Below are 20163 nucleotides of genomic sequence, written 5' to 3'. Positions count from 1 at the left end.
GATGAGAAGAATATATTCAGTCTTGGTAGAAAACAGAGCAGGTGTACTCTCCAAAGTATCGGGACTATTTTCAAGAAGAAATTTCAATATCGAATCGCTTGTTGTCGGTGAGACTGCCGATAAGAGCGTTTCATGTATGACCATCGTTTCATCGGGTGATGAGCGTACTATCGAGCAGATCGAGAAGCAGCTTAATAAGAAGATCGATGTTATCAAGGTTAAGACCTTTAAGGAGAGCCTTAGTATCAACAGAGAGCTTATGCTCATAAAGGTTAAGTACAACAAAGAGAACAGAAGAGATATCATGGAGAACTGTGAGATCATGAATGCCTCTATAGTAGACATGTCCAAGAATCTTATGGTTATCCAGATCTGTGACACTTCGGAGAGGATAGAACTCTTTATAGAAATGCTCAAAAGCGTGAGTATTGTTGAAATTGCACGCACCGGAACGGTAGCATTGACGAAGTGTAAAGAGCAGTGATATAATCTGATTTAATTGGTTAAAAGATTAAAGTGTAAAAGAATCAATTATATATGGGAGCTAAGTAATGCAAAAAAAGGTTTTTCAGCTTCTTGTAGATAACAATCCCGGTGTACTTTCCAGAATATCGGGACTGTTTTCGAGAAGAGGATATAATATTGAGAGCATCACCGCCGGTGTTACCGCAGATTCGAGATATACGAGGATCACGATCGTTGCGGCGGGAGATGATGTGATACTTGATCAGATTGAGAAACAGGTAGCCAAGCTTGTCGATGTAAGAGATATTCATGAACTTATCCCTGCAGACAGCGTATACAGAGAGCTTGCGATGGTCAAGGTAAGAGCACATGCGGATCAGAGACAGAGTATTCTTGCAACTGCCAATGTGTTCAGAGGTAACATTGTTGATGTAAGTATTGATTCACTTATTATAGAGATCACAGGTAGCCAGTCCAAGATTGATGCTTTCCTTAAGCTTCTTGAGGGCTATGAGATCTTGGAGCTTGCAAGAACAGGTATTGCCGGACTCGGAAGAGGAACGGACAACGTCATCTATCTCGATGACTGATGATCGCCTTTTAAATTTTTTAAATATATAATCTATCTAAAGGAAAAAATGGAGGAAAAACAATGTCACAGGAAGCACGTATTTTTTATCAGGAAGATTGCAACTTATCTTTACTTGAGGGTAAGACAATTGCAATTATCGGCTATGGCTCACAGGGACATGCACATGCCCTTAACCTTAAGGATTCAGGCTGCAACGTTATTATAGGACTTTACGAGGGTTCAAAGAGCAAGGCTAAGGCTGAGGCTCAGGGACTTAAGGTTTACAATACAGCTGAGGCTGCTAAGATGGCTGATATCATCATGATCCTTATCAATGATGAGAAGCAGGCTAAGATGTACAGAGAGGACATCGAGCCCAACCTTCAGCCCGGCAACATGCTTATGTTCGCACACGGTTTCAACGTACACTTCGGACTTATCAAGGCTCCCGCAGGTGTTGACGTTGCTATGATCGCTCCCAAGGCTCCCGGCCACACAGTTCGTTCTGAGTACCAGGCAGGAAAGGGAACACCTTGTCTTGTTGCTGTAGAGCAGGATGCTACAGGTAAGGCACTTGATATCGCACTTGCTTACGGTGCAGGTATCGGTGGGGCAAGAGCAGGTCTTCTTGAGACTAATTTCAGAACAGAGACAGAGACTGACCTCTTCGGTGAGCAGGCTGTTCTTTGCGGCGGTGTTTGCGCACTTATGCAGTGTGGTTTCGAGACACTTGTTGAGGCAGGTTACGATCCCAGAAATGCATACTTTGAGTGTATCCACGAGATGAAGCTCATCGTTGACCTTATCTACCAGTCAGGTTTCGCAGGAATGAGATATTCAATCTCCAACACAGCTGAGTACGGTGATTACATCACAGGACCCAAGGTTATCACACCTGAGACTAAGAAGGCTATGAAGCAGATCCTTAAGGACATCCAGGACGGAAGCTTCGCTAAGGAATTCCTTCTTGATATGTCAGAGGCAGGCGGACAGGTTCATTTCAAGGCTATGAGAAAGCTCGCTTCCGAGCATCCCGCTGAGAAGATCGGTGAGGAGATCAGAAAGCTTTACAGCTGGAACAACGAGTCTGATAAGCTCATCAACAACTAATTTAAGCCTAACTTTACGTTGAAAAACTTTGTTAAGTAGACTAATATTAAAAGAGTGTCATTATGGCACTCTTTTACTTTGTTTATTTCAAAAAACGATGCATTTTTGCATGATGGTTGAAGGGGAAAGGTTTTGAATTCTAATAATTTAGAGTATGCAGGATCCAATAATAAAAAGGGCCGGTATGTGACACTTATCGTGTTCCTTAGCTCGTTTTTGTTCTATATTTTGGCGGTGTTGCCTATCTTTATACGCAGAGGTTTGCCGTTCTTTTATTACGGGGATTACAACGTTCAGCAGATTCCGTTTTATATTGTTGCTCACAGGGCAGTCAGAAGCGGAAGCCTTTTTTGGAACTGGAATATTGATCTGGGCGGCACGATGCTGGGCGACTTTGCCTTTTATCTGATGGGTAGTCCTTTCTTTTGGATATCTACACTATTTCCCGAGGCTGCGATACCTTATATGATGCCTTTTTTAATGGCGCTTAAATATGCTACTGCCGCAGCTTGCGCATATGTTTATATAAGAAGATATGTTCATAAGTACACCTACGCCATGATAGGTGCATATCTTTATGCATTTTCGGGCTTTAACGCCTGCAACATTGTCTTCAACCATTTCACCGAAGCGGTTGCGTTTTTCCCGTTGTTCCTTTTGACATTTGAAGAGCTTATGAAGGTTGATGACGGAAAAGAAGAGGTTAGCATTAAATTTTCCGGACTTCCTTTTGTCAGATTCGCACTTATGACAGCACTTATGTCCGTTATTAATTATTATTTCTTCTTCGGACAGGCTGTCTTTATGGTGATATACTTTGTCATTCGCTATGCACTCAGCAATAAGATCAAGACTACGCTTGTTATGATGCTTCGTGCTGCGCTTGCCGGTATAAGCGGTATTTTGGTTTCTGCGTTTTTCCTTCTTCAGGCATTTGCCGGACTTAAGGGAAATACCAGACTCAATAACTTTGTACTTGGCTATGATATGTTTGTTTATCCAAGCGAAAAGATGCTCTGGGATATCGTAAAGAGCCTTGCCATGCTTCCGGATATCATCGGAAAAGGTACTTTGTTTTATACGGGTACGGTTAAGAACGCTTCACTTGCGGCATATATTCCTTTGTTTGGAATATCCGGTGTCATCGCTTTCTTTTTAATTTATAAGAAAAAGAATAACTGGGAAAAGAGTCTTTTGATTGCATGCGCAATAATAGCTGTAATACCTTTGTTTAATGCGGCATTTTCTATGTTTAACAGCTCATATTACGCAAGGTGGTTCTACATGCCCATTCTTATAATGTGTCTTATGACAGCTCAGGTCGCTGAGAGAGGTAAGTCTCCTCAGCTTAAAAAAGGCGCGGTTGTATCCGTTATCCTGTTCCTGTTCTTTGTGCTTGTGTACTACTTGCCTTCAAGGAATGATGATGGTGAGATTGTTTTCTTTAACATGACGGAGAATACCGAGATATTCTTAAGAGATGTCATGGGGACAGCGATCCTATGCTTTGTTCTTTTGGTTATAGTATTCGCTCTGCCCAAGAGATTTAAGAAGGAAAAAGAACTTACGGGTAGACGTGTGTCTTTTAGAGATAGAATAGTTCTGGTTGTAGTTATGCTCAGCTGTATCTTGTCAACATATATCCCTCTTCAAAACGGAAGCTCGATCATAAGCGAAAGAGGAAAGAAGATGTGGCAGCAACAGATGATTTTTAATAAAGTCACTGTAGATATGAGTGATTTCTGCCGCGGAGAAGTTGACAGCACTTCTACCAACTATGATATGGTCTGGGGAATTCCTTCAATTCATTGCTTCCTTAGTACGGTTCCTTCCGAGATTTTTGATTTCTTATACGGAACAGCGGGTATTAAGAGAACGGTAGAGACTACAATACCTGTAAACAGATGCGGCGCAAGAGCAATCCTTTCCGCAAGATATTACATGGAAAATGCCGAGATCAGTAAGAACAGAGTTTTCTACAATGATGAAGGTACGGAAGGATATCATTTCGCTGAGCTTATGAACGGCTTTGATATCTTTGAAAACGAGAATTTTATCCCTATGGGATTTACATATGAGAATTACATAACTGAGTCAGAGTGGGAGGATCTAAACCCTGCAGATCATGACTATGATCTTTCGAGAGTTCTTATAATCTCTGATGATGATGCCCTTAAATACGGCGATAAGATCGGAATGAAAGAGCTTACCGCTGAAGATATCGCGAACGATGAGTTCTCGTATGTTGATTTTGCAAATGAGTGTAAAAAGAGAGCACAGACTTCATGTACGGACTTTGTATATGATACACATGGCTTTACTGCCAAGACATCGGCACTTTCAGAGGATACACTTGTATTTTTCTCAGTTCCTTGCACGGAAGGCTTTGTCTGCACGGTAGACGGAAAAGATACCGAACTTATCAAGGTGGATTACGGCCTTATGGCAATCCCTGTAACTGCGGGTGTTCATGAGATCAAAGTGACTTATATTCCCGAAGGCTTTAAGCTTGGTCTTATACTGAGCATTGTAGGAATCGCTTTTCTAGGGACTTATCTGGTTGTTATATTAAAAAGCATCAAGAAAAAGTGATTAAATTTGTTATGTGTTTTTTATGACCGGTGTATGTTATATTTACTGTTAAGTTTTTGATTTATATTAACTATAGATGTGAAGGAGACAGACTATGAGTGGAATGACAATGAGCCAGAAAATATTGGCTGCTCATGCCGGACTTGATCATGTTGAGGCAGGACAGCTTATTGAGGCAAATCTGGATCTTGTACTTGGCAATGATATTACCAGTCCCGTTGCCATCAATGAGATGAGCAAGTTTACTACAAAGGGAGTTTTTGATAAGGATAAGATCGCGCTTGTTCCCGATCACTTTGTTCCCAATAAGGATATCAAATCAGCTGAGAACTGTAAGTGCGTTCGTGAGTTTGCAAGAAAGAACGAGATCACCAATTATTTTGAAGTCGGAAAGATGGGTATCGAGCATGCTCTTTTACCTGAGCAGGGTCTTACTGTTCCCGGTGACCTTATTATCGGTGCTGACTCTCATACATGTACATACGGAGCACTCGGAGCTTTCTCTACAGGTATCGGTTCAACCGATATGGCTGCAGGTATGGCTACAGGAAAGGGATGGTTTAAGGTTCCTTCCGCAATTAAGTTCAATATTGTAGGAAAGCCTTCAAAGTGGGTTAGCGGAAAAGACGTTATCCTTCATATCATCGGTATGATCGGCGTTGACGGCGCTCTTTACAAGTCAATGGAATTTGTGGGAGAGGGAATTAAGAATCTTTCCATGGATGACAGATTTACTATCGCAAACATGGCTATCGAGGCAGGCGGAAAGAACGGTATCTTCCCTGTTGACGAGCTTACTGTTGCTTACCTTGAGGAGCACGCTCCCAGTAAGAAATATACTGTATTCGAGGCTGATCCCGATGCGGTCTACGATGAGGAATACACGATTGATCTCAGCACTCTTAAGTCAACCGTTTCATTCCCTCACCTTCCCGAGAATACACATACATTTGACGATATCGCAGATATCAAGATCGATCAGGTAGTTATCGGCTCTTGTACAAACGGAAGACTTGACGACCTTAGATGTGCCGCTGAAGTAATAAAGGGACATCACGTTGCGAACGGTATCAGATGTATCGTAATACCTGCTACACAGCAGATCTTCTTAAAAGCTATGGAAGAAGGTCTTGTAAGAACATTTGTTGAAGCCGGTGCGATCATCTCAACTCCAACATGCGGACCTTGTCTTGGCGGATATATGGGCGTTCTTGCTTCAGGAGAGAAGTGTGTATCTACTACAAACAGAAACTTTGTGGGAAGAATGGGAGCGATCGATTCCGAGATCTATCTTGCTTCACCCGCTGTTGCGGCTGCAAGTGCCATCACAGGAAAGATTTCTCAGCCGTCTGAAATCGGTTTATAATAAAAGAGATTATTAAGGAGAGTTAAAATGAAAGCTGCTAAAGGTACAGTTTTTAAATATGGTGACAATGTGGATACGGATGTTATCATCCCCGCAAGATATCTCAACAGCACTACCGGAGAAGAGCTTGCCAAGCATTGCATGGAAGATATAGATAAGGATTTTACCAAGAACGTTAAGAAGGGCGATATCATTGTTGCCGAGAAGAATTTCGGCTGCGGTTCATCAAGAGAGCATGCGCCTATTTCAATCAAGGCTGCAGGTGTTTCTTGCGTTATCGCAAAGAGCTTTGCAAGAATCTTTTACAGGAATTCGATCAATATCGGACTTCCCATCATTGAGTGTGAGGAAGCTGCTGATGCTATTTCAAACGGTGATGTTGTAAGCATCGATTTCGATTCCGGCCTTATCACCGATGAAACAACCGGAAAGACATTTAAAGGACAGGCATTCCCTCCTTTTATGCAGAAGATAATCGATTCCGAAGGTCTTATCAATTACATTAACTCATCGGAGGATAAGTAATGAGCAGATTATTCTGTGTAATCCCTTGTTATAACGAACAGGAAGTTCTGCCCGAGACTGCGAAGAGACTTAAAGAGAAGTTTGAAAGTCTCATCGCAAATGGGAAAATCGACGAGGATAGTAGGGTTTTATTTGTTAATGACGGTTCAAAAGATGAAACCTTCAATATGATCAAAAAACTTCATGAAGAGAATAAGCTTTTTCAGGGTATCAATCTGTCCAAAAACATGGGACACCAGAATGCGCTGCTTGCGGGACTTATGACCGCAAAAGATTTATGTGACATGGCAATATCGATGGATGCCGATCTTCAGGATGATATAAATGCCATTGATGCCATGGTTGATAAGTTTAATAACGAAGGCTGTGATGTTGTTTACGGAGTAAGATCCAAGAGAGCAACAGATACTTTCTTTAAGAGATTTACTGCCGAGTCATATTACAAGCTTATTGACTCGATGGGAGCCAAAACCGTTTTTAATCATGCTGATTACAGACTTTTGAGCAGACGTGCGCTCTTTGCGCTTTCTGAGTTTGGCGAGGTTAATCTTTTCCTTAGAGGAATCGTTCCAATGCTAGGCTTTAAGTCAGATATAGTTTACTACGAAAGAGCCGAGAGATTTGCGGGTGAGAGTAAGTATCCTCTTAAGAAGATGCTTAGCTTTGCGATTGAAGGAATCACGAGCCTTAGCACCAAGCCCATCAAGATGATCACGGGTCTTGGCTTTATGATCGTTTTTATCACTTTGCTTGTATTTATCTATTCACTTGCAAGGTATTTCACGGGACACAATGAGCCCGGATGGACAACCATCGTTATGTCTGTCTGGTTTATCGGTGGTCTTACAATTTCTTCGATCGGTATAATCGGAGAGTATATCGGTAAGATTTATCTTGAGACCAAGAACAGACCAAGATTTATAATCGAATCATATGTCGGCGACGATGAAGATGTGGAAGTATCCGATTATATCTACAAGCGCTGATATGTAAGTAATAAGGAATGTGTCTTTTTGCATAGTATAATATATGCTAAAGGCACTCCTTTTATGTTCTAAAATAAATTCAGAAACGGAGACATATAATGGCTAACGGACACGGCAAGAAACCCGAAGATTTCAAAAAGCAGATGGAAGATAATTTCAAGGTTAAACCATCTGAGCATTCTCATATTAAAAAGGTTATAGGTATAGTGAGCGGAAAGGGCGGCGTCGGAAAGAGCCTTGTGACAGGACTTTCAGCCGTTTACATGAATAAAAAAGGTTATAAGTGCGCGATCATGGATGCCGATATCACAGGACCTTCAATACCTAAGATGTTTGGCATAGGCCAGGCCAAGAACGCGGATGAGACAGGTCTTTTGCCGGCTGATTCCAAGAACGGCATTAAAGTTATGTCGCTTAATATGCTTATGGACAACGAGACAGATCCCGTTATATGGAGAGGACCTGTAATTGCGGGAATCGTTAAGCAGTTCTGGTCGGATGTAAACTGGGGCGATGTTGATTATATGTTTGTTGATATGCCTCCCGGAACAGGTGACGTTCCGCTTACGGTGTTCCAGTCTCTTCCCGTTGACGGAATAATCGTAGTTTCAACTCCTCAGGAGCTTGTAAATATGATAGTCGAGAAGGCTGTAAATATGGCTACCATGATGAATATCCCTGTGCTGGGAATAGTTGAGAACATGAGCTATATGAGCTGTCCTCACTGCGGAGAAATGATAAATATTTTTGGAGACAGCGGGCTTGATTCATACGCCGCATCCAAGGGAATTGACGTTCTCGGAAGACTCCCTCTCGATCCCAAGATTGCGGGATTATGTGATTCTGGTAAGATAGAAGATATAGAAGAGAATTATCTTGATAGTCTTGTTTATGTTCTTGACGCTATGAAAGAGTAAATAGGAGAGTAATTATTATGAAGATGAAACCCGAGAAAAATCAGGTCACATGGGCAATCACCATATTTTGCTTGTGTATTGCACTTATGCTTGCATATTATGTGCTGTTTGACGGAAAGACGATCGTAAAAACTTTTTCGTCAATATTAGATTCGCTTTCGGGCATTGTAATCGGTATAGTTATCGCGTTTGTGCTTATTCCGCTCCTTGAGTTCATCGAGGAGAAGATTCTTATGCCTATCTATAAATTGAGAGGTATAGACGTATCCAGAGCGAGCACAGCCGATAAGAAAAAGAGAAAGCATATAAGATATATTTCTGTTTTGATCACAATGATCATTTTTCTCTTTATTATGTACGGGCTATTTAGGATCATTATCCCCGAGCTTATAAGGAGTTTACGTGAGATCATAAGGAATATGCCTATTTATATCAATCAGATTGATACGCAGTCCAACAAATATCTCGCCGATAACCCCGAGCTTCAGAAGTTTATCGATTCTCAGCTCGATACTTATTATGAGAACTTGAGCTCTTATATTTCCAAGCAGCTTATCCCGATGATGCCGAGTGTAAATATCATTATGAAGTTTGCTTCACAGAGCTTCTTTTCAGTATTCGGTGTTATCCTTGATCTTGTTGTCGGATTTATTGTTGCAATCTATGTGCTTCTTTCAAAGGAACGCTTTACAACGAGCGGCAAGAAGCTTGCATATGCGATCTTCAGAGAAGACTTTGCCAATGAACTTATCGGCGGTTTCAGATTTGTGAACAATACATTCGAGGGCTTTGTAGGCGGTAAGCTTGTTGATTCCTTCGTAATAGGTGTTATCTGTTACATAGGATGTCTTGTCCTTAAGCTTAAGTATCCGCTTTTGATTTCGGTTATTGTAGGTGTTACCAACATTATTCCTTTCTTTGGCCCTTACATCGGAGGAATCATGGGAGCGATGCTGCTTGTGCTCATTGATCCGATACAGGCTTTGATATTCCTTATATTTGTCATCGTGCTTCAGCAGTTTGACGGCAATATCTTAGGGCCTATGATCCTTGGAAATTCCACGGGACTTTCAAGCTTTTGGGTTATCTTTTCCATTATGTTGTTTGGCGGACTGTGGGGAATTGTAGGATGGCTTATAGGTGTTCCTATTTTCGCTGTTATTTATGCGCTTGCTTCTCGTCTTACGAATATTCTTTTGGAAAAGAAGGGGCTCAGTACAAACACCAAGGATTACTATGATCTTGCCTATATAGAAGATAAAGAATATAAGACGCTTAGCAATCCCGATAATACCAAATTTAACGCAGGAAAAGAAACATCAACATTTAAGAAGATCTTTAGTATCAATTTAAAAGAAAAGATAAGTGCCGCCAAGAACGTTAAAAATAAGGCGGATAAAAATAAGTGATATAAAATCGTATAGCTTACTTGACGCATGAAAATAAAGGGTTATAATTTAAACATTAGTGTTTTGACGTGCTAAAGTAATCTAAGGAGATGGAAGAAAGATGAGCAAGAAGAATTTGGATTGGGCAAATATTGGTTTTAGTTATATGGTTGCTGATAAGAGATTTGTCTCCAACTATAAAGACGGCAAGTGGGATGATGGTGTCATTACAAGCGACAACACAATCGTACTCAGTGAGGATGCCGGTGTTCTTCATTACGCACAGGAGTGCTTCGAGGGACTTAAAGCTTATGAGACAGAGGATGGCAAGATCGTAACCTTCAGACCCGATCTCAATGCCAAGAGAATGGTAGACTCAGCTAAGAGACTTGAGATGCCTGCATTTCCTGAAGATAAATTTATAGAAGCAGTTGAGAAGGTTGTTGAAGCCAACAAGGATTGGGTTCCCCCTTACGGAAGCGGTGCAACACTTTATATCAGACCTGTTATGTTCGCTACAGGTAATGTTATCGGTGTTAAGCCTGCAGATGAGTATCAGTTCAGAATCTTTGTTACTCCCGTAGGACCTTACTTCAAGGGCGGCGCTAAGCCTATCGTTGTTAAGATCAGTGATTTTGACAGAGCAGCACCGCACGGAACAGGTAATATCAAGGCCGGACTTAACTACGCAATGAGCCTTCATGCTATCGTTACAGCACACAACGAAGGTTTTGCAGAGAACGTATATCTTGATGCCGAGAGCAGAACATATATCGAAGAGACAGGCGGAGCAAACATCATCTTCGTTACAAAAGAGGGCGGACTTGTAGTTCCTAAGTCACATACAGATTCAATCCTTCCTTCAATCACAAGAAGATCACTTGTACAGGTTGCAAGAGATATCCTTGGACTCAATGTTGAGGAGAGACCCGTTAAGCTTTCAGAGGTTGAGAACTTTGTTGAGATGGGACTTTGCGGAACAGCTGCTGTTATCAGCCCTGTCGGAAAGATCAACGATCACGGCAAGGAAATCTGCTTCGCAAGCGGAATGGATGAGATGGGACCTGTTATCAAGAAGCTTTACGATACACTCACAGGTATCCAGATGGGTACAGTTGAAGCTCCCGAGGGATGGATCCACACAATCTGCTGATCACGGCAATAAAATAATGGTTATTAAGGGTCACGTTCGCGTGACCCTTTTTTGTATCTGAAGCTAAGAATTGTAGTATTCTTCGTGCTTGGAATTGTGGTATAATGAGCGTTGTAGTATGAAAAAAAGGGGAAGAGAAATATTATGGATAACAAAGAAAAAATGAGAGTAGCAATAACGGCAGGAGTTATCGCCGTTATATTATTGATATTGATAGCTTATATTGCAATATCAGGTAAAAAGGTTGATAAGAATAGCGAGGATGCGCTTCTTGCAAGCGATATCATGGAATATGCGAACAGCGGAGCATCCGATGATCAGTCATCAAATCTTGTCTCACAGGGCGTATCACCAGGTTCTTTTGATAGCTCAGAGGATGCTTCATCTGCGGCTTCTTCCGATAATGCCGATTCGAGCGTTTCATCATCAACAGTTATTGAAAAGAACGAGAAAGTAAATAAGGAACCCGGTAAGTGCTTTTACAGAGCAGATGCTGCCGAGCTTAAGGATAAATATGGCAAGGTTAAATACGACAGAGATGCTCAGCTTAAGGAAATGCACGATTACTGGGCTAAGAATAATATGAACGCCGTAAGAGAACTCGCTCATCTCGAAAGATATGAAGCGATGTCTTATGCTCTTAACGGAAGCTACGACTTTTATTATTACGGTGAAAAGAATAAAGACGGTAAACCTGAAGGAAAAGGTCTTGCGGTATATGCCAACGATCAGTATTACTTCGGTGAGTTCAAGGACGGAAAGAGAAGCGGAAGCGGTTCATGGATCTGCTTTTATCCTTCATATTCCGGCAATGTCGTAACCGAGCACACTTATTCCGGCGAGTGGGCTGAGGATCGTCCGAACGGAAAAGGTCAGGAGCACTATGACTATGACACAAGTAGAATGAACACTGCAGATGTCTATATTCAAAATGCGATAGGTTCTTTCAAGGATTCTTATTATGACAAGGAAATGTATATTATTACCCTAGATAAGTCCGAACATACCGATGAGTGGGTCGGAACATGTACTGAAGGAAAGTTTAACAGTCCTGCGCATGCTTCCAAGGATAAAACAGGAAGATATCCCGTTATGTCACTTAAAGGTAATGATGATACACATCTATACATGACCGATAAGGAAATTGAAGAGAATCTTATCAGAGGTATCATCACAGGCGGAAATGCCGCAAACTAAAAGGAGAATTATTGAGCTCTGTAGATATAATATGCGTCGGTAAGATCAAAGAGAAATACTGGAATGATGCTATCGCTGAATACTCCAAGAGACTTTCAAGGTATTGTAAGCTTAATATCATAGAAGTTCCGGATGAAAAGACTCCCGATAATGCTCCGCCTGCTATAGAAGAGCAGATCAAGCAAAAAGAGGGAGAGAGAATCCTTAAAAATATTGATGATAAAGCCCATGTTTGTGCGCTTGCTATCAAAGGTAAAAAACACAGCTCAGAGTCTTTTTCCGAATTTATAAATGACTTGGGAGTAAGAGGTGTCAGTCGTATTCAATTCGTTATCGGAGGATCGCTCGGACTTTCTGACGAGGTACTTAATAGAGCCGATTCGCAGATAAGCTTTTCGGATATGACGTTTCCTCATCAGATGATGAGAGTAGTGCTTTTGGAGCAGATCTACAGGGGTTATAAAATTATAAGCGGAGAACCATACCATAAATGAGTGAGATTACAGAACTTAGCCTGGCGCTTACAGCTGAAGACGAGCGCAATATATTCGGAGGCAACGACAGCTATATCAGAAAGATCGAGGACAGCCTTCATGTCGAGATAATCGATCGAAACGGTGAGCTACATATTATCGGAGATAAAGAGGGCGCTCAGAAGGCATCCGAGATAATAAGAGAGCTTGTGCAGCTTTCAAGACGCGGCTCTGACATTGAGGAGCAGAGCGTTGATTATGCAATTCTTTTAAAGGATGACGAAGAAAAAAAGAATAATCCGGAAGCTGATAACAGCAATGTCCTTGCTGACATAGACAGGGATATTATCTGTCATACCATTTCGGGAAAACCTATAAAGCCCAAGACTCTCGGGCAAAAGAAATATATCGATGCGATCAGAAATAAGATGATCGTCTTCGGTATCGGTCCTGCCGGTACAGGTAAGACTTACCTTGCCATGGCTATGGCTATAACCGCATTTCAGAGAGAAGAAGTAAGCAGGATCATTCTTACGAGACCTGCTATTGAAGCGGGAGAAAAGCTGGGATTTCTTCCCGGTGACCTTCAGAGTAAGGTCGATCCTTATTTAAGACCTTTATATGATGCGCTGTATCAGATAATGGGAACAGAGAACTTTATCAAGAATATGGAGAAGGGACTTATTGAGGTTGCACCTCTTGCATATATGAGAGGAAGAACACTGGATAACGCATTTATTATTCTTGATGAAGCTCAGAACACAACACCTGCACAGATGAAGATGTTCCTTACCAGAATCGGTTTTGGCTCCAAAGTGATCATTACCGGAGATGAGACGCAGAAGGATCTTTCCGCCGATGTAAGAAGCGGACTTGATGTTGCCCAGAGTGTACTTAAGACCATAGACGATATCGCATTTTGTAAGCTGACCAGCAGCGACGTTGTAAGACATCCGCTTGTTCAGAAGATTGTAAAAGCATACGAAGACTTTGAGAAAAAGTCAGCCAATAAGAAGACCAAGAAAGAAATACAAAAGATGGAGAGACGTTCAAAGAATGGCAAATGAGAATTCAACTGCTAAGAAGATCAAGCTTTTATATTCTGTAATGTTTTTTCTTACGGGCATTTTTGTATTTGCATTTTCATATTTTACCGATAAGAGCATCGAAGCGATAATAAGAAACACTGTTGTTTCTCTAATGATGAGCGGAACTGTGATATTCATGCTTCTTGATGCTTCTTCAAGGGGAAGAGAAGGCTTTTTTTACGATAACTACGATCAGAGAAACAGATTTGTTCTGGCTTATATAATCGGCCTTTTGCTTTCGCTTGTTCTTTCACTTGTACCGAATATGTTCTGGCCTTATCTGGCTTTCTTTGTAATACTTTCTCTTTTATCCAATACGGAGATCGGACTTATAACCGGAACTTTTTTTGTTTGCCTTTCGGTTATGCTTGAGGAAAGCGGCGGATGCAGCGAACTGTTTATGTATGTTCTTGCCGGAGTAGTTGCCATTGCAATGTTCAGGGATCTTAAGGAAAACAGTTCGATCGGACTTCCGACCTTTGTTTCGCTCTTTATGCAGGCGGTACTTCTTATCGCTTTCAATATTTTGTTCCTTAACAGGACGCTTTCGTTTAATCTTTTTGTTGCACCGTTCATCAATCTGATGATCAATCTTATTTTCTTACTTCTTTTCCTGAATCTATTCGGGGTGTATGTAATAAGAAAATCCAATGATATGTATATGGAGATCAATGATCCTGAGTTTCCGCTTCTTGTATCCTTAAAGGAAAAAGATAAGGATGAATACTTCAGGGCGATTCATACGGCCTACCTTGCCGAGCGTATAGCGATGGGGCTTTCGTTTAACGCAAGAGCTGCCAAGACCTGTTCATATTATCACAGGATAGGTGCTCCTGAAGGAAAGCTTAAGTGGGATGAGATCAAGCACTATTATGAGGAAAACAATTTCCCTACGGAAGCGATCGAGCTTCTTCATGAGTACACGGAACCTCAAAAAGGAAACGTTAAATCCAAGGAATCTCTCACAGTCATGTTAAGCGAGACCGTTATTGCTTCGATCATGTACCTTATCAAGAAAGATAAAGACATCAAGATAGATTACGATAAGCTCATTGATTCGGTATTGGAAAAAAAGATGAGCGAAGGTAAGCTAAAGGACTTTGACGTTACGTTCAGAGAGTTTGACGAGATCGGAAAGATACTTAAGAAGGAGAAACTCTACTATGACTTTTTACGTTGAGAATGAGGTGAACGCCGAGTTTGACTTTGATATAGAAGAGGTTGCCAAAACTGTTGCTGCGGAGGTCCTTAAGGAAGAGGGCTGCGAACACGACGTAGAGATAAGCCTTACGATTACCGATGATGAAGGCATCAGGGAAATGAACAGGGATTTCAGAGATATAGACAGACCGACAGATGTTCTTTCTTTTCCGAACGTTTCCTACGATGAGCCGGGCGATTTTTCCGTGATAGACGGAGAGCAAAGGGTAGACCTTTTTAATCCCGATACAAATTGCATTATGTTTGGTGATATAGTTATTAATGAAAAAAGAGTTCGCGAGCAGGCTTTAGAGTATGGACACAGCCTTAAGCGAGAATTTGCTTTTCTCGTAGCGCACAGTATGCTTCATCTTTGCGGCTACGATCATATGGAAGAGGATGAAGCTGCTGTTATGGAAAAGAAGCAGAGCGACGTTCTTAATAAACTTGGAATTACAAGAGACTGATTTTTAGGCATTTGGAGAACTTGTATGAAAATTTATTCTGAAGAAAAGAGAATACGTCCTGATATACTTACATCTGCGGTATATCTGGCTGTTGTTATAATGATGTTGTTTGCGATTTTTTCAATTCGCATTTTCGGAGATAAAGGAGCCGGCTTTGCATGCGCTCCGCTTGCATTTTTCTTTACCTTTTATGCTATTTTCGTTCTGGCTGTTCAGAAGGCTGTTTGGGTAATGGTAAGAGTGCGTGCAAGACGTTCGCAGTTTGTAAATGCCGAGCACAATATGAAAAGTTCGCTCAGATTCTTTGCTGTTTCGGGTGGAATTGCGGCGTTTCTTCTTGTGCTTATCAATATATTCGCTTCTAATTTTCTTTTCGGTACACAGAGAGGACTTATTCAGGGACTTATTGCCGCTGTAAGTATTTTGTTCTTGGCGGTTCAGGGTGTCCTTAGGGGCTATCTTCAGGGAATAGGTTACACCAAACCTATCGTGATATCGGATGTGATCATAGCTGCCGTTGCTTTAATATTCGGAATTCTTTTTTCATTGGTTCTTTTCAGATACGGGATTAAAGTAAATGCACTTTTTCATGTAAATGAATTCAGCGCTGTTTACGGCTCTACAGGAATGATGATCGGTATTTTGGTTGCTTCATTGGCAGGCCTTATACAGATCGGTATCAGTTTTTATCTAAGAAGAGATGAGCTTAGAGATATAGTTAAGGGCGGAGCTCCCAGATATCTTGACAGCAGTAATGATGTGCTCAGCAGTGTAAGACCGCTTATTTTCTTATATGCAACGCCCGGTGTGATGCTTCTTTTTGATCAGGTCTTTTATTTGATCTATGAAAGAAAGATAGGAAGCGAAGCGGATACACTTCTTAATTTTGGAATATACGCGGGAAGAGTCGTTACTTTGATTGTTCTGTTTTCAATCCTTGTTTGCATTCCGTTTATCAAAACGTGGAACAGGATCATGGCAAGAGCTTCGAGAGATGAGTTCGACGGAGCAAGGGACAGATACGCTACTTTTGTAAAGAGGTTCTCACTTCTTGTATTTCCTGTAGTTATATTTGTGTTTACACTCGCTTCACCCATTGAGGTCGCGTTATTTGGAAAGACTTCGCAGCTTGCGGACGGTCTTTTGAGAGCGAGCGCTTGTTTGATATTGCTTGTTCCCATTGCGGTTTTTGCTTCATGGATGCTTAGTCAGATGGGAAAGACTATCCTTATAGTCACCAATCTTGCGATCGCATGGCTTTTCCATATCGGAATGACTGTTGTGTTTGAGATCATTCTCATGATGGGAATCTACGGAGCAGCCGTAGCTACGATCGTTTCGGTACTTGTTTATGATATTTTATGTCTTCTTATGTTCTCTAAGATGTTTAGGATCAAAGTGAATAAAATGAGGACATTTATATTTCCGCTTGCGTGCAGCGCTGTTGCGGGACTGGTTGTATTCTTCCTTAGTATGGCACTTGTCAATCTTATAGGTGATATACTTACCATCGCAGTATGCTTTATACTGTTTTATGTAGTTTATGTTGTGGCAATTGTGCTGCTTAGGCTCGTTAATTCTTATGAGATCGGAGTTATTCCCTTTGGCAAAGCTTTTTCCGGACTTCTTATGATGTTCGGCGGCTTTGATGGAGATGAGGAATGAGCGTATATAAAAAGAAAATAATAGTTGCGGGAGGCGGCGCGTCAGGAATGTGTGCGGCTATATGTGCGGCAAGAAGCGGCGCCGAAGTAACTTTACTTGAAAAAAATAATGTTCTTGGAAAAAAGCTGTCGATGACGGGAAACGGAAGATGTAATCTTACGAATCTTAAAATTGACGGCTCGTATTATAATGCAGCTGCGAAAAGCAGAATCGGCTCATGGCTTAATGAATTCGGTGCATTGGATACGATAGAGTTTTTCAGATCTCTTGGCGTTATCACGATGAGTGAATATGGCTATGTATATCCCGTATCAGAGCAGGCGGCCGGTGTTGTCAGTGCTCTTTCCAATGAGCTTTCAAGACTTGGTGTTACTATTGTATATAACAGCCAGCTTAAGAGCATTGAAAGAACGGGAGAATCCGTAGGTTATACGGTAAAGACTTCCGAGGGTGTTTATGAAAGCGATAAGGTTATCATCGCGACAGGTTCGTTATCGGGCGCGAAGACTACAATGTCTACGGGCGATGGCTATTATATTTGTAAAAAGCTTGGAATGAGCGTCAAGGATACGTTTCCCGCACTTGTAGGCTTTAAGACGACGGATGAAGATATCATGCCTGCTGCCGGAGTCAGGAGCAAAGCCGCTATTTCTTTTTATCTGGGAGAAGAGCTTCTTACTTCCGAAAAAGGTGAAGTGCAGCTACTTACTGATGGTATTTCGGGTATTCCCGTTATGCAGGCAAGCAGGGGAATAATCAAGCTTGTTTCCGAGAATAAACCTGTTTATGCACTTCTTGATCTGTATCCCGATTATGACGAAGAGTCTTTTGACAGGCTCATCAATGAAATGATAAAACTTCGAGACAGTCGCAGTATTTCTGAGCTTCTTTCGGGATTTGGAAACAGCTATATCAATGAGATGGTCTTAAAGCGAATGAAGCTTTCACCGACTATGAAAGCGGTCAATATCTCAGAAAGCATGCTCAGATGCATATTTGAAAACTACAGAAAGCTTAAGTTTAATATAAAAGAGTGCAACGGCTATGCGGCTTCTCAGGTGACAACAGGCGGGATCAGTGTCGGAGATATTAATGATGATTTTTCATATAAAAACAATCCCGGTATATATGTTGTCGGAGAGCTTTTGGATGTTGACGGAAGATGCGGAGGCTATAATCTTCAGTTTGCTTGGACTTCCGGGTATATCGCAGGAAACGCCGCTTCGCACTGATTGCGAGGCTTAAATATAAATTATTTGAGGAATTTAAATGATCCGAATCAATCAGATTAAAATTTATAATGATCTAAATACAAGCAAAACAAAGGAGGAGCTTTTTGATATGCTGTATCAAAAGGCTTCTAAGCTTTTACGGATAAACAGGAGCGATATCGAAAGCCTTGAGATCATAAGGCATTCGATTGATGCCAGGAAAAAGCCCGATATCTTTGATGTTTACATGGTAGACCTTTCCGTTAAAACGGGCTCTGATGAAAGAATCGTAAAAAAGTGTAAGGATAATAATATATCTGTTGTTTCGGTAGCCAAATATAATTTCGAAGAAATGGCTAAAGCTGCCAAGACAAAGGTTTCGGAGCATATTGATAAAGACGGAAAGATAGTTATTGTCGGGGCGGGTCCCGCAGGACTTTTCTGTGCATATATGCTTTCGGAGGCAGGATACAAGCCTCTTGTGATCGAGAGAGGTTCCGATGTTGATAAAAGGCTGCAGGCAGTGGAAGCTTTCTGGAGCGGAAAAGAGCTTGATGAGCATACGAATGTTCAATTTGGTGAAGGCGGTGCAGGTACTTTTTCCGACGGTAAGCTTAATACCATGGTAAAAGATAAGGACGGCAGAGGAAGAAAAGCACTGTCGATATTTGTAGAGCACGGTGCAAGTGACGATATCATGTATGAGGCAAAGCCTCATATCGGTACGGATATCTTGTGCAGAGTAATCAAGAGCATGAGGGAAAAGATCATAGAACGCGGCGGAGAGTTTATGTTTGACTCTAAAGTAGATGAGCTAATGCTTGATGAAACAGGTAAGCTAACAGGCGTTAAGGTTTTGGATAAGATTATAAGCTGCTCATGCGCGGTTCTTGCGATCGGACACAGTGCGAGAGATACCTTTTACATGCTTAAGGATAAAAAGGTAAATATAGAGCCCAAGCCTTTTGCTGTGGGATTTAGAGTAGAACATCCGCAGAGTATTATAAATTTATCACAGTACGGAGTCGCAGATCCAAAGTCGCTTCCGGCATCACCATATAAGCTTGTGATGAATACGGATAAGGGCAGAGGCGTTTATTCGTTTTGTATGTGCCCGGGTGGCTTTGTCGTAAATGCTTCTTCCGAAAAAGGAAGGCTTGCAGTTAACGGAATGAGCTACAGTGCCAGGGATTCCCGCAATGCCAATTCCGCGATAATCATGACGGTTTCACCAAAAGATTTTGGCGGTGATGATGTTTTGTCGGGAGTTGAGTTCCAAAGAAGACTTGAAGAAAAGGCTTTTGAGATCGGAAAAGGTAAGATTCCCGTTGAGTACTACGGTGATTTTAAGAAGGCCGTTAGCGGTAACGACAGCTCTTTTGACAAGAATAATAATGGAGTTGCATCCAAAGCGGTACCTGAAAATGAGCTTATAAAAGAGCTTGATAAAAAAACCAATCTGCCGTGCATGAAGGGTGAATACTCTTTTGCGGAAGTGCATAAGATACTTCCCGATGAGCTTAACAGGGACTTCATACAAGGAATGGAGAAGTTCGGAAGGATGATAAAAGGATACAACAGTGACGGAGCGCTGGTTTCCGGTGTTGAGTCAAGGACATCGTCTCCCGTTAGGATACCTAGGGGTGAGGATGGTGTGTCTACGAATATAAGAGGTCTGTATCCGTGCGGCGAGGGCGCGGGATATGCAGGCGGAATAATGTCCGCTGCGATGGACGGAATTAAGACAGCTGAGCTTATAGCAGCAAGTATAATGAATTAAGGAGTTTAT

The 20163-nt window shown here is 41.5% G+C and carries 18 protein-coding genes; all 18 read left to right on the top strand.

Features of this window, described 5'->3' with window-relative positions:
- The first annotated feature begins 1 nt into the window (after position 1).
- The 18 genes from ilvN (BM377_RS02095) (at position 2) to BM377_RS02010 (ending at position 20154) form a co-directional block, all read left to right on the top strand.
- Positions 2–484 carry an acetolactate synthase small subunit gene (gene ilvN, locus BM377_RS02095; protein WP_092242978.1) on the top strand — a complete coding sequence of 161 codons (483 nt, stop codon included), beginning with the start codon at positions 2–4 and terminating at the stop codon, positions 482–484.
- Positions 485–551: 67 nt separating this feature from the next.
- Positions 552–1055: an acetolactate synthase small subunit gene (ilvN, locus tag BM377_RS02090; protein WP_092242975.1), complete on the top strand. Its 504-nt coding sequence runs from the start codon at positions 552–554 to the stop codon at positions 1053–1055.
- Positions 1056–1117: 62 nt separating this feature from the next.
- The gene (ilvC, locus tag BM377_RS02085; RefSeq protein ID WP_092242972.1) at positions 1118–2146 is read left to right on the top strand and encodes a ketol-acid reductoisomerase; all 1029 of its coding nucleotides are present in this window, start codon (positions 1118–1120) and stop codon (positions 2144–2146) included.
- A 132-nt stretch (positions 2147–2278) separates the two neighbouring features.
- Positions 2279–4738: a YfhO family protein gene (locus BM377_RS02080; protein ID WP_092242968.1), complete on the top strand. Its 2460-nt coding sequence runs from the start codon at positions 2279–2281 to the stop codon at positions 4736–4738.
- A 94-nt stretch (positions 4739–4832) separates the two neighbouring features.
- Positions 4833–6104, top strand: coding sequence for a 3-isopropylmalate dehydratase large subunit (leuC, locus tag BM377_RS02075; RefSeq protein ID WP_092242962.1), 1272 nt, complete (start codon positions 4833–4835; stop codon positions 6102–6104).
- A 27-nt stretch (positions 6105–6131) separates the two neighbouring features.
- A complete protein-coding gene (gene leuD / locus BM377_RS02070) occupies positions 6132–6629 on the top strand; it encodes a 3-isopropylmalate dehydratase small subunit (RefSeq protein ID WP_092242960.1) in 498 nt (165 codons plus the stop codon).
- A complete protein-coding gene (locus BM377_RS02065) occupies positions 6629–7615 on the top strand; it encodes a glycosyltransferase family 2 protein (protein WP_092242957.1) in 987 nt (328 codons plus the stop codon). Before leuD ends, BM377_RS02065 begins: the two co-directional genes overlap by 1 nt.
- 98 nt (positions 7616–7713) lie before the next feature.
- The gene (locus BM377_RS02060) at positions 7714–8532 is read left to right on the top strand and encodes an Mrp/NBP35 family ATP-binding protein (RefSeq protein ID WP_092242954.1); all 819 of its coding nucleotides are present in this window, start codon (positions 7714–7716) and stop codon (positions 8530–8532) included.
- Positions 8533–8549: 17 nt separating this feature from the next.
- Positions 8550–9941 (top strand): AI-2E family transporter, encoded by a 1392-nt coding sequence (locus BM377_RS02055; RefSeq protein ID WP_092242951.1) that lies wholly within the window; start codon positions 8550–8552, stop codon positions 9939–9941.
- Between the two features lie 100 nt (positions 9942–10041).
- The gene (locus tag BM377_RS02050) at positions 10042–11073 is read left to right on the top strand and encodes a branched-chain amino acid aminotransferase (protein WP_092242948.1); all 1032 of its coding nucleotides are present in this window, start codon (positions 10042–10044) and stop codon (positions 11071–11073) included.
- Positions 11074–11217: 144 nt separating this feature from the next.
- Positions 11218–12270, top strand: coding sequence for an MORN repeat-containing protein (locus tag BM377_RS02045; protein WP_092242945.1), 1053 nt, complete (start codon positions 11218–11220; stop codon positions 12268–12270).
- A gap of 11 nt (positions 12271–12281) precedes the next feature.
- A complete protein-coding gene (rlmH, locus tag BM377_RS02040; protein WP_092242941.1) occupies positions 12282–12764 on the top strand; it encodes a 23S rRNA (pseudouridine(1915)-N(3))-methyltransferase RlmH in 483 nt (160 codons plus the stop codon).
- Positions 12761–13810 carry a PhoH family protein gene (locus BM377_RS02035; RefSeq protein ID WP_092242936.1) on the top strand — a complete coding sequence of 350 codons (1050 nt, stop codon included), beginning with the start codon at positions 12761–12763 and terminating at the stop codon, positions 13808–13810. The genes rlmH and BM377_RS02035 overlap by 4 nt, the downstream gene beginning before the upstream one ends.
- A complete protein-coding gene (locus BM377_RS02030; protein ID WP_092242933.1) occupies positions 13800–15011 on the top strand; it encodes an HD domain-containing protein in 1212 nt (403 codons plus the stop codon). The genes BM377_RS02035 and BM377_RS02030 overlap by 11 nt, the downstream gene beginning before the upstream one ends.
- Positions 14995–15498 carry an rRNA maturation RNase YbeY gene (gene ybeY / locus BM377_RS02025; protein ID WP_092242929.1) on the top strand — a complete coding sequence of 168 codons (504 nt, stop codon included), beginning with the start codon at positions 14995–14997 and terminating at the stop codon, positions 15496–15498. The genes BM377_RS02030 and ybeY overlap by 17 nt, the downstream gene beginning before the upstream one ends.
- A 24-nt stretch (positions 15499–15522) precedes the next feature.
- Positions 15523–17163 carry an MATE family efflux transporter gene (locus tag BM377_RS02020; RefSeq protein WP_092242927.1) on the top strand — a complete coding sequence of 547 codons (1641 nt, stop codon included), beginning with the start codon at positions 15523–15525 and terminating at the stop codon, positions 17161–17163.
- Complete coding sequence (locus tag BM377_RS02015; RefSeq protein ID WP_092242925.1) at positions 17160–18395, top strand: BaiN/RdsA family NAD(P)/FAD-dependent oxidoreductase; 1236 nt, start codon at positions 17160–17162, stop codon at positions 18393–18395. The genes BM377_RS02020 and BM377_RS02015 overlap by 4 nt, the downstream gene beginning before the upstream one ends.
- Positions 18396–18432: 37 nt before the next feature.
- Positions 18433–20154 (top strand): NAD(P)/FAD-dependent oxidoreductase, encoded by a 1722-nt coding sequence (locus BM377_RS02010; RefSeq protein WP_092242922.1) that lies wholly within the window; start codon positions 18433–18435, stop codon positions 20152–20154.
- The last annotated feature ends 9 nt before the right edge of the window (positions 20155–20163 follow it).

Source organism: Butyrivibrio sp. INlla21, from assembly GCF_900116875.1.
Lineage (GTDB): Bacteria > Bacillota > Clostridia > Lachnospirales > Lachnospiraceae > Butyrivibrio.
The sequence above is the reverse complement of the archived record's forward strand: the minus strand, read 5'-3'. Positions and strand labels throughout refer to the sequence as shown.

Excerpts from the sequence above, each read along its gene's own strand:
- BM377_RS02030 (WP_092242933.1), top strand. The coding sequence starts at position 13,800 with ATGGCAAATGAGAATTCAACTGCTAAGAAGATCAAGCTTTTATATTCT.
- BM377_RS02065 (WP_092242957.1), top strand. The coding sequence starts at position 6,629 with ATGAGCAGATTATTCTGTGTAATCCCTTGTTATAACGAACAGGAAGTT.
- BM377_RS02010 (WP_092242922.1), top strand. The coding sequence starts at position 18,433 with ATGATCCGAATCAATCAGATTAAAATTTATAATGATCTAAATACAAGC.
- ilvN (WP_092242975.1), top strand. The coding sequence starts at position 552 with ATGCAAAAAAAGGTTTTTCAGCTTCTTGTAGATAACAATCCCGGTGTA.
- BM377_RS02050 (WP_092242948.1), top strand. The coding sequence starts at position 10,042 with ATGAGCAAGAAGAATTTGGATTGGGCAAATATTGGTTTTAGTTATATG.
- ybeY (WP_092242929.1), top strand. The coding sequence starts at position 14,995 with ATGACTTTTTACGTTGAGAATGAGGTGAACGCCGAGTTTGACTTTGAT.
- BM377_RS02060 (WP_092242954.1), top strand. The coding sequence starts at position 7,714 with ATGGCTAACGGACACGGCAAGAAACCCGAAGATTTCAAAAAGCAGATG.
- ilvC (WP_092242972.1), top strand. The coding sequence starts at position 1,118 with ATGTCACAGGAAGCACGTATTTTTTATCAGGAAGATTGCAACTTATCT.
- BM377_RS02055 (WP_092242951.1), top strand. The coding sequence starts at position 8,550 with ATGAAGATGAAACCCGAGAAAAATCAGGTCACATGGGCAATCACCATA.
- ilvN (WP_092242978.1), top strand. The coding sequence starts at position 2 with ATGAGAAGAATATATTCAGTCTTGGTAGAAAACAGAGCAGGTGTACTC.
- leuD (WP_092242960.1), top strand. The coding sequence starts at position 6,132 with ATGAAAGCTGCTAAAGGTACAGTTTTTAAATATGGTGACAATGTGGAT.
- BM377_RS02035 (WP_092242936.1), top strand. The coding sequence starts at position 12,761 with ATGAGTGAGATTACAGAACTTAGCCTGGCGCTTACAGCTGAAGACGAG.
- BM377_RS02015 (WP_092242925.1), top strand. The coding sequence starts at position 17,160 with ATGAGCGTATATAAAAAGAAAATAATAGTTGCGGGAGGCGGCGCGTCA.
- BM377_RS02020 (WP_092242927.1), top strand. The coding sequence starts at position 15,523 with ATGAAAATTTATTCTGAAGAAAAGAGAATACGTCCTGATATACTTACA.
- leuC (WP_092242962.1), top strand. The coding sequence starts at position 4,833 with ATGAGTGGAATGACAATGAGCCAGAAAATATTGGCTGCTCATGCCGGA.
- BM377_RS02045 (WP_092242945.1), top strand. The coding sequence starts at position 11,218 with ATGGATAACAAAGAAAAAATGAGAGTAGCAATAACGGCAGGAGTTATC.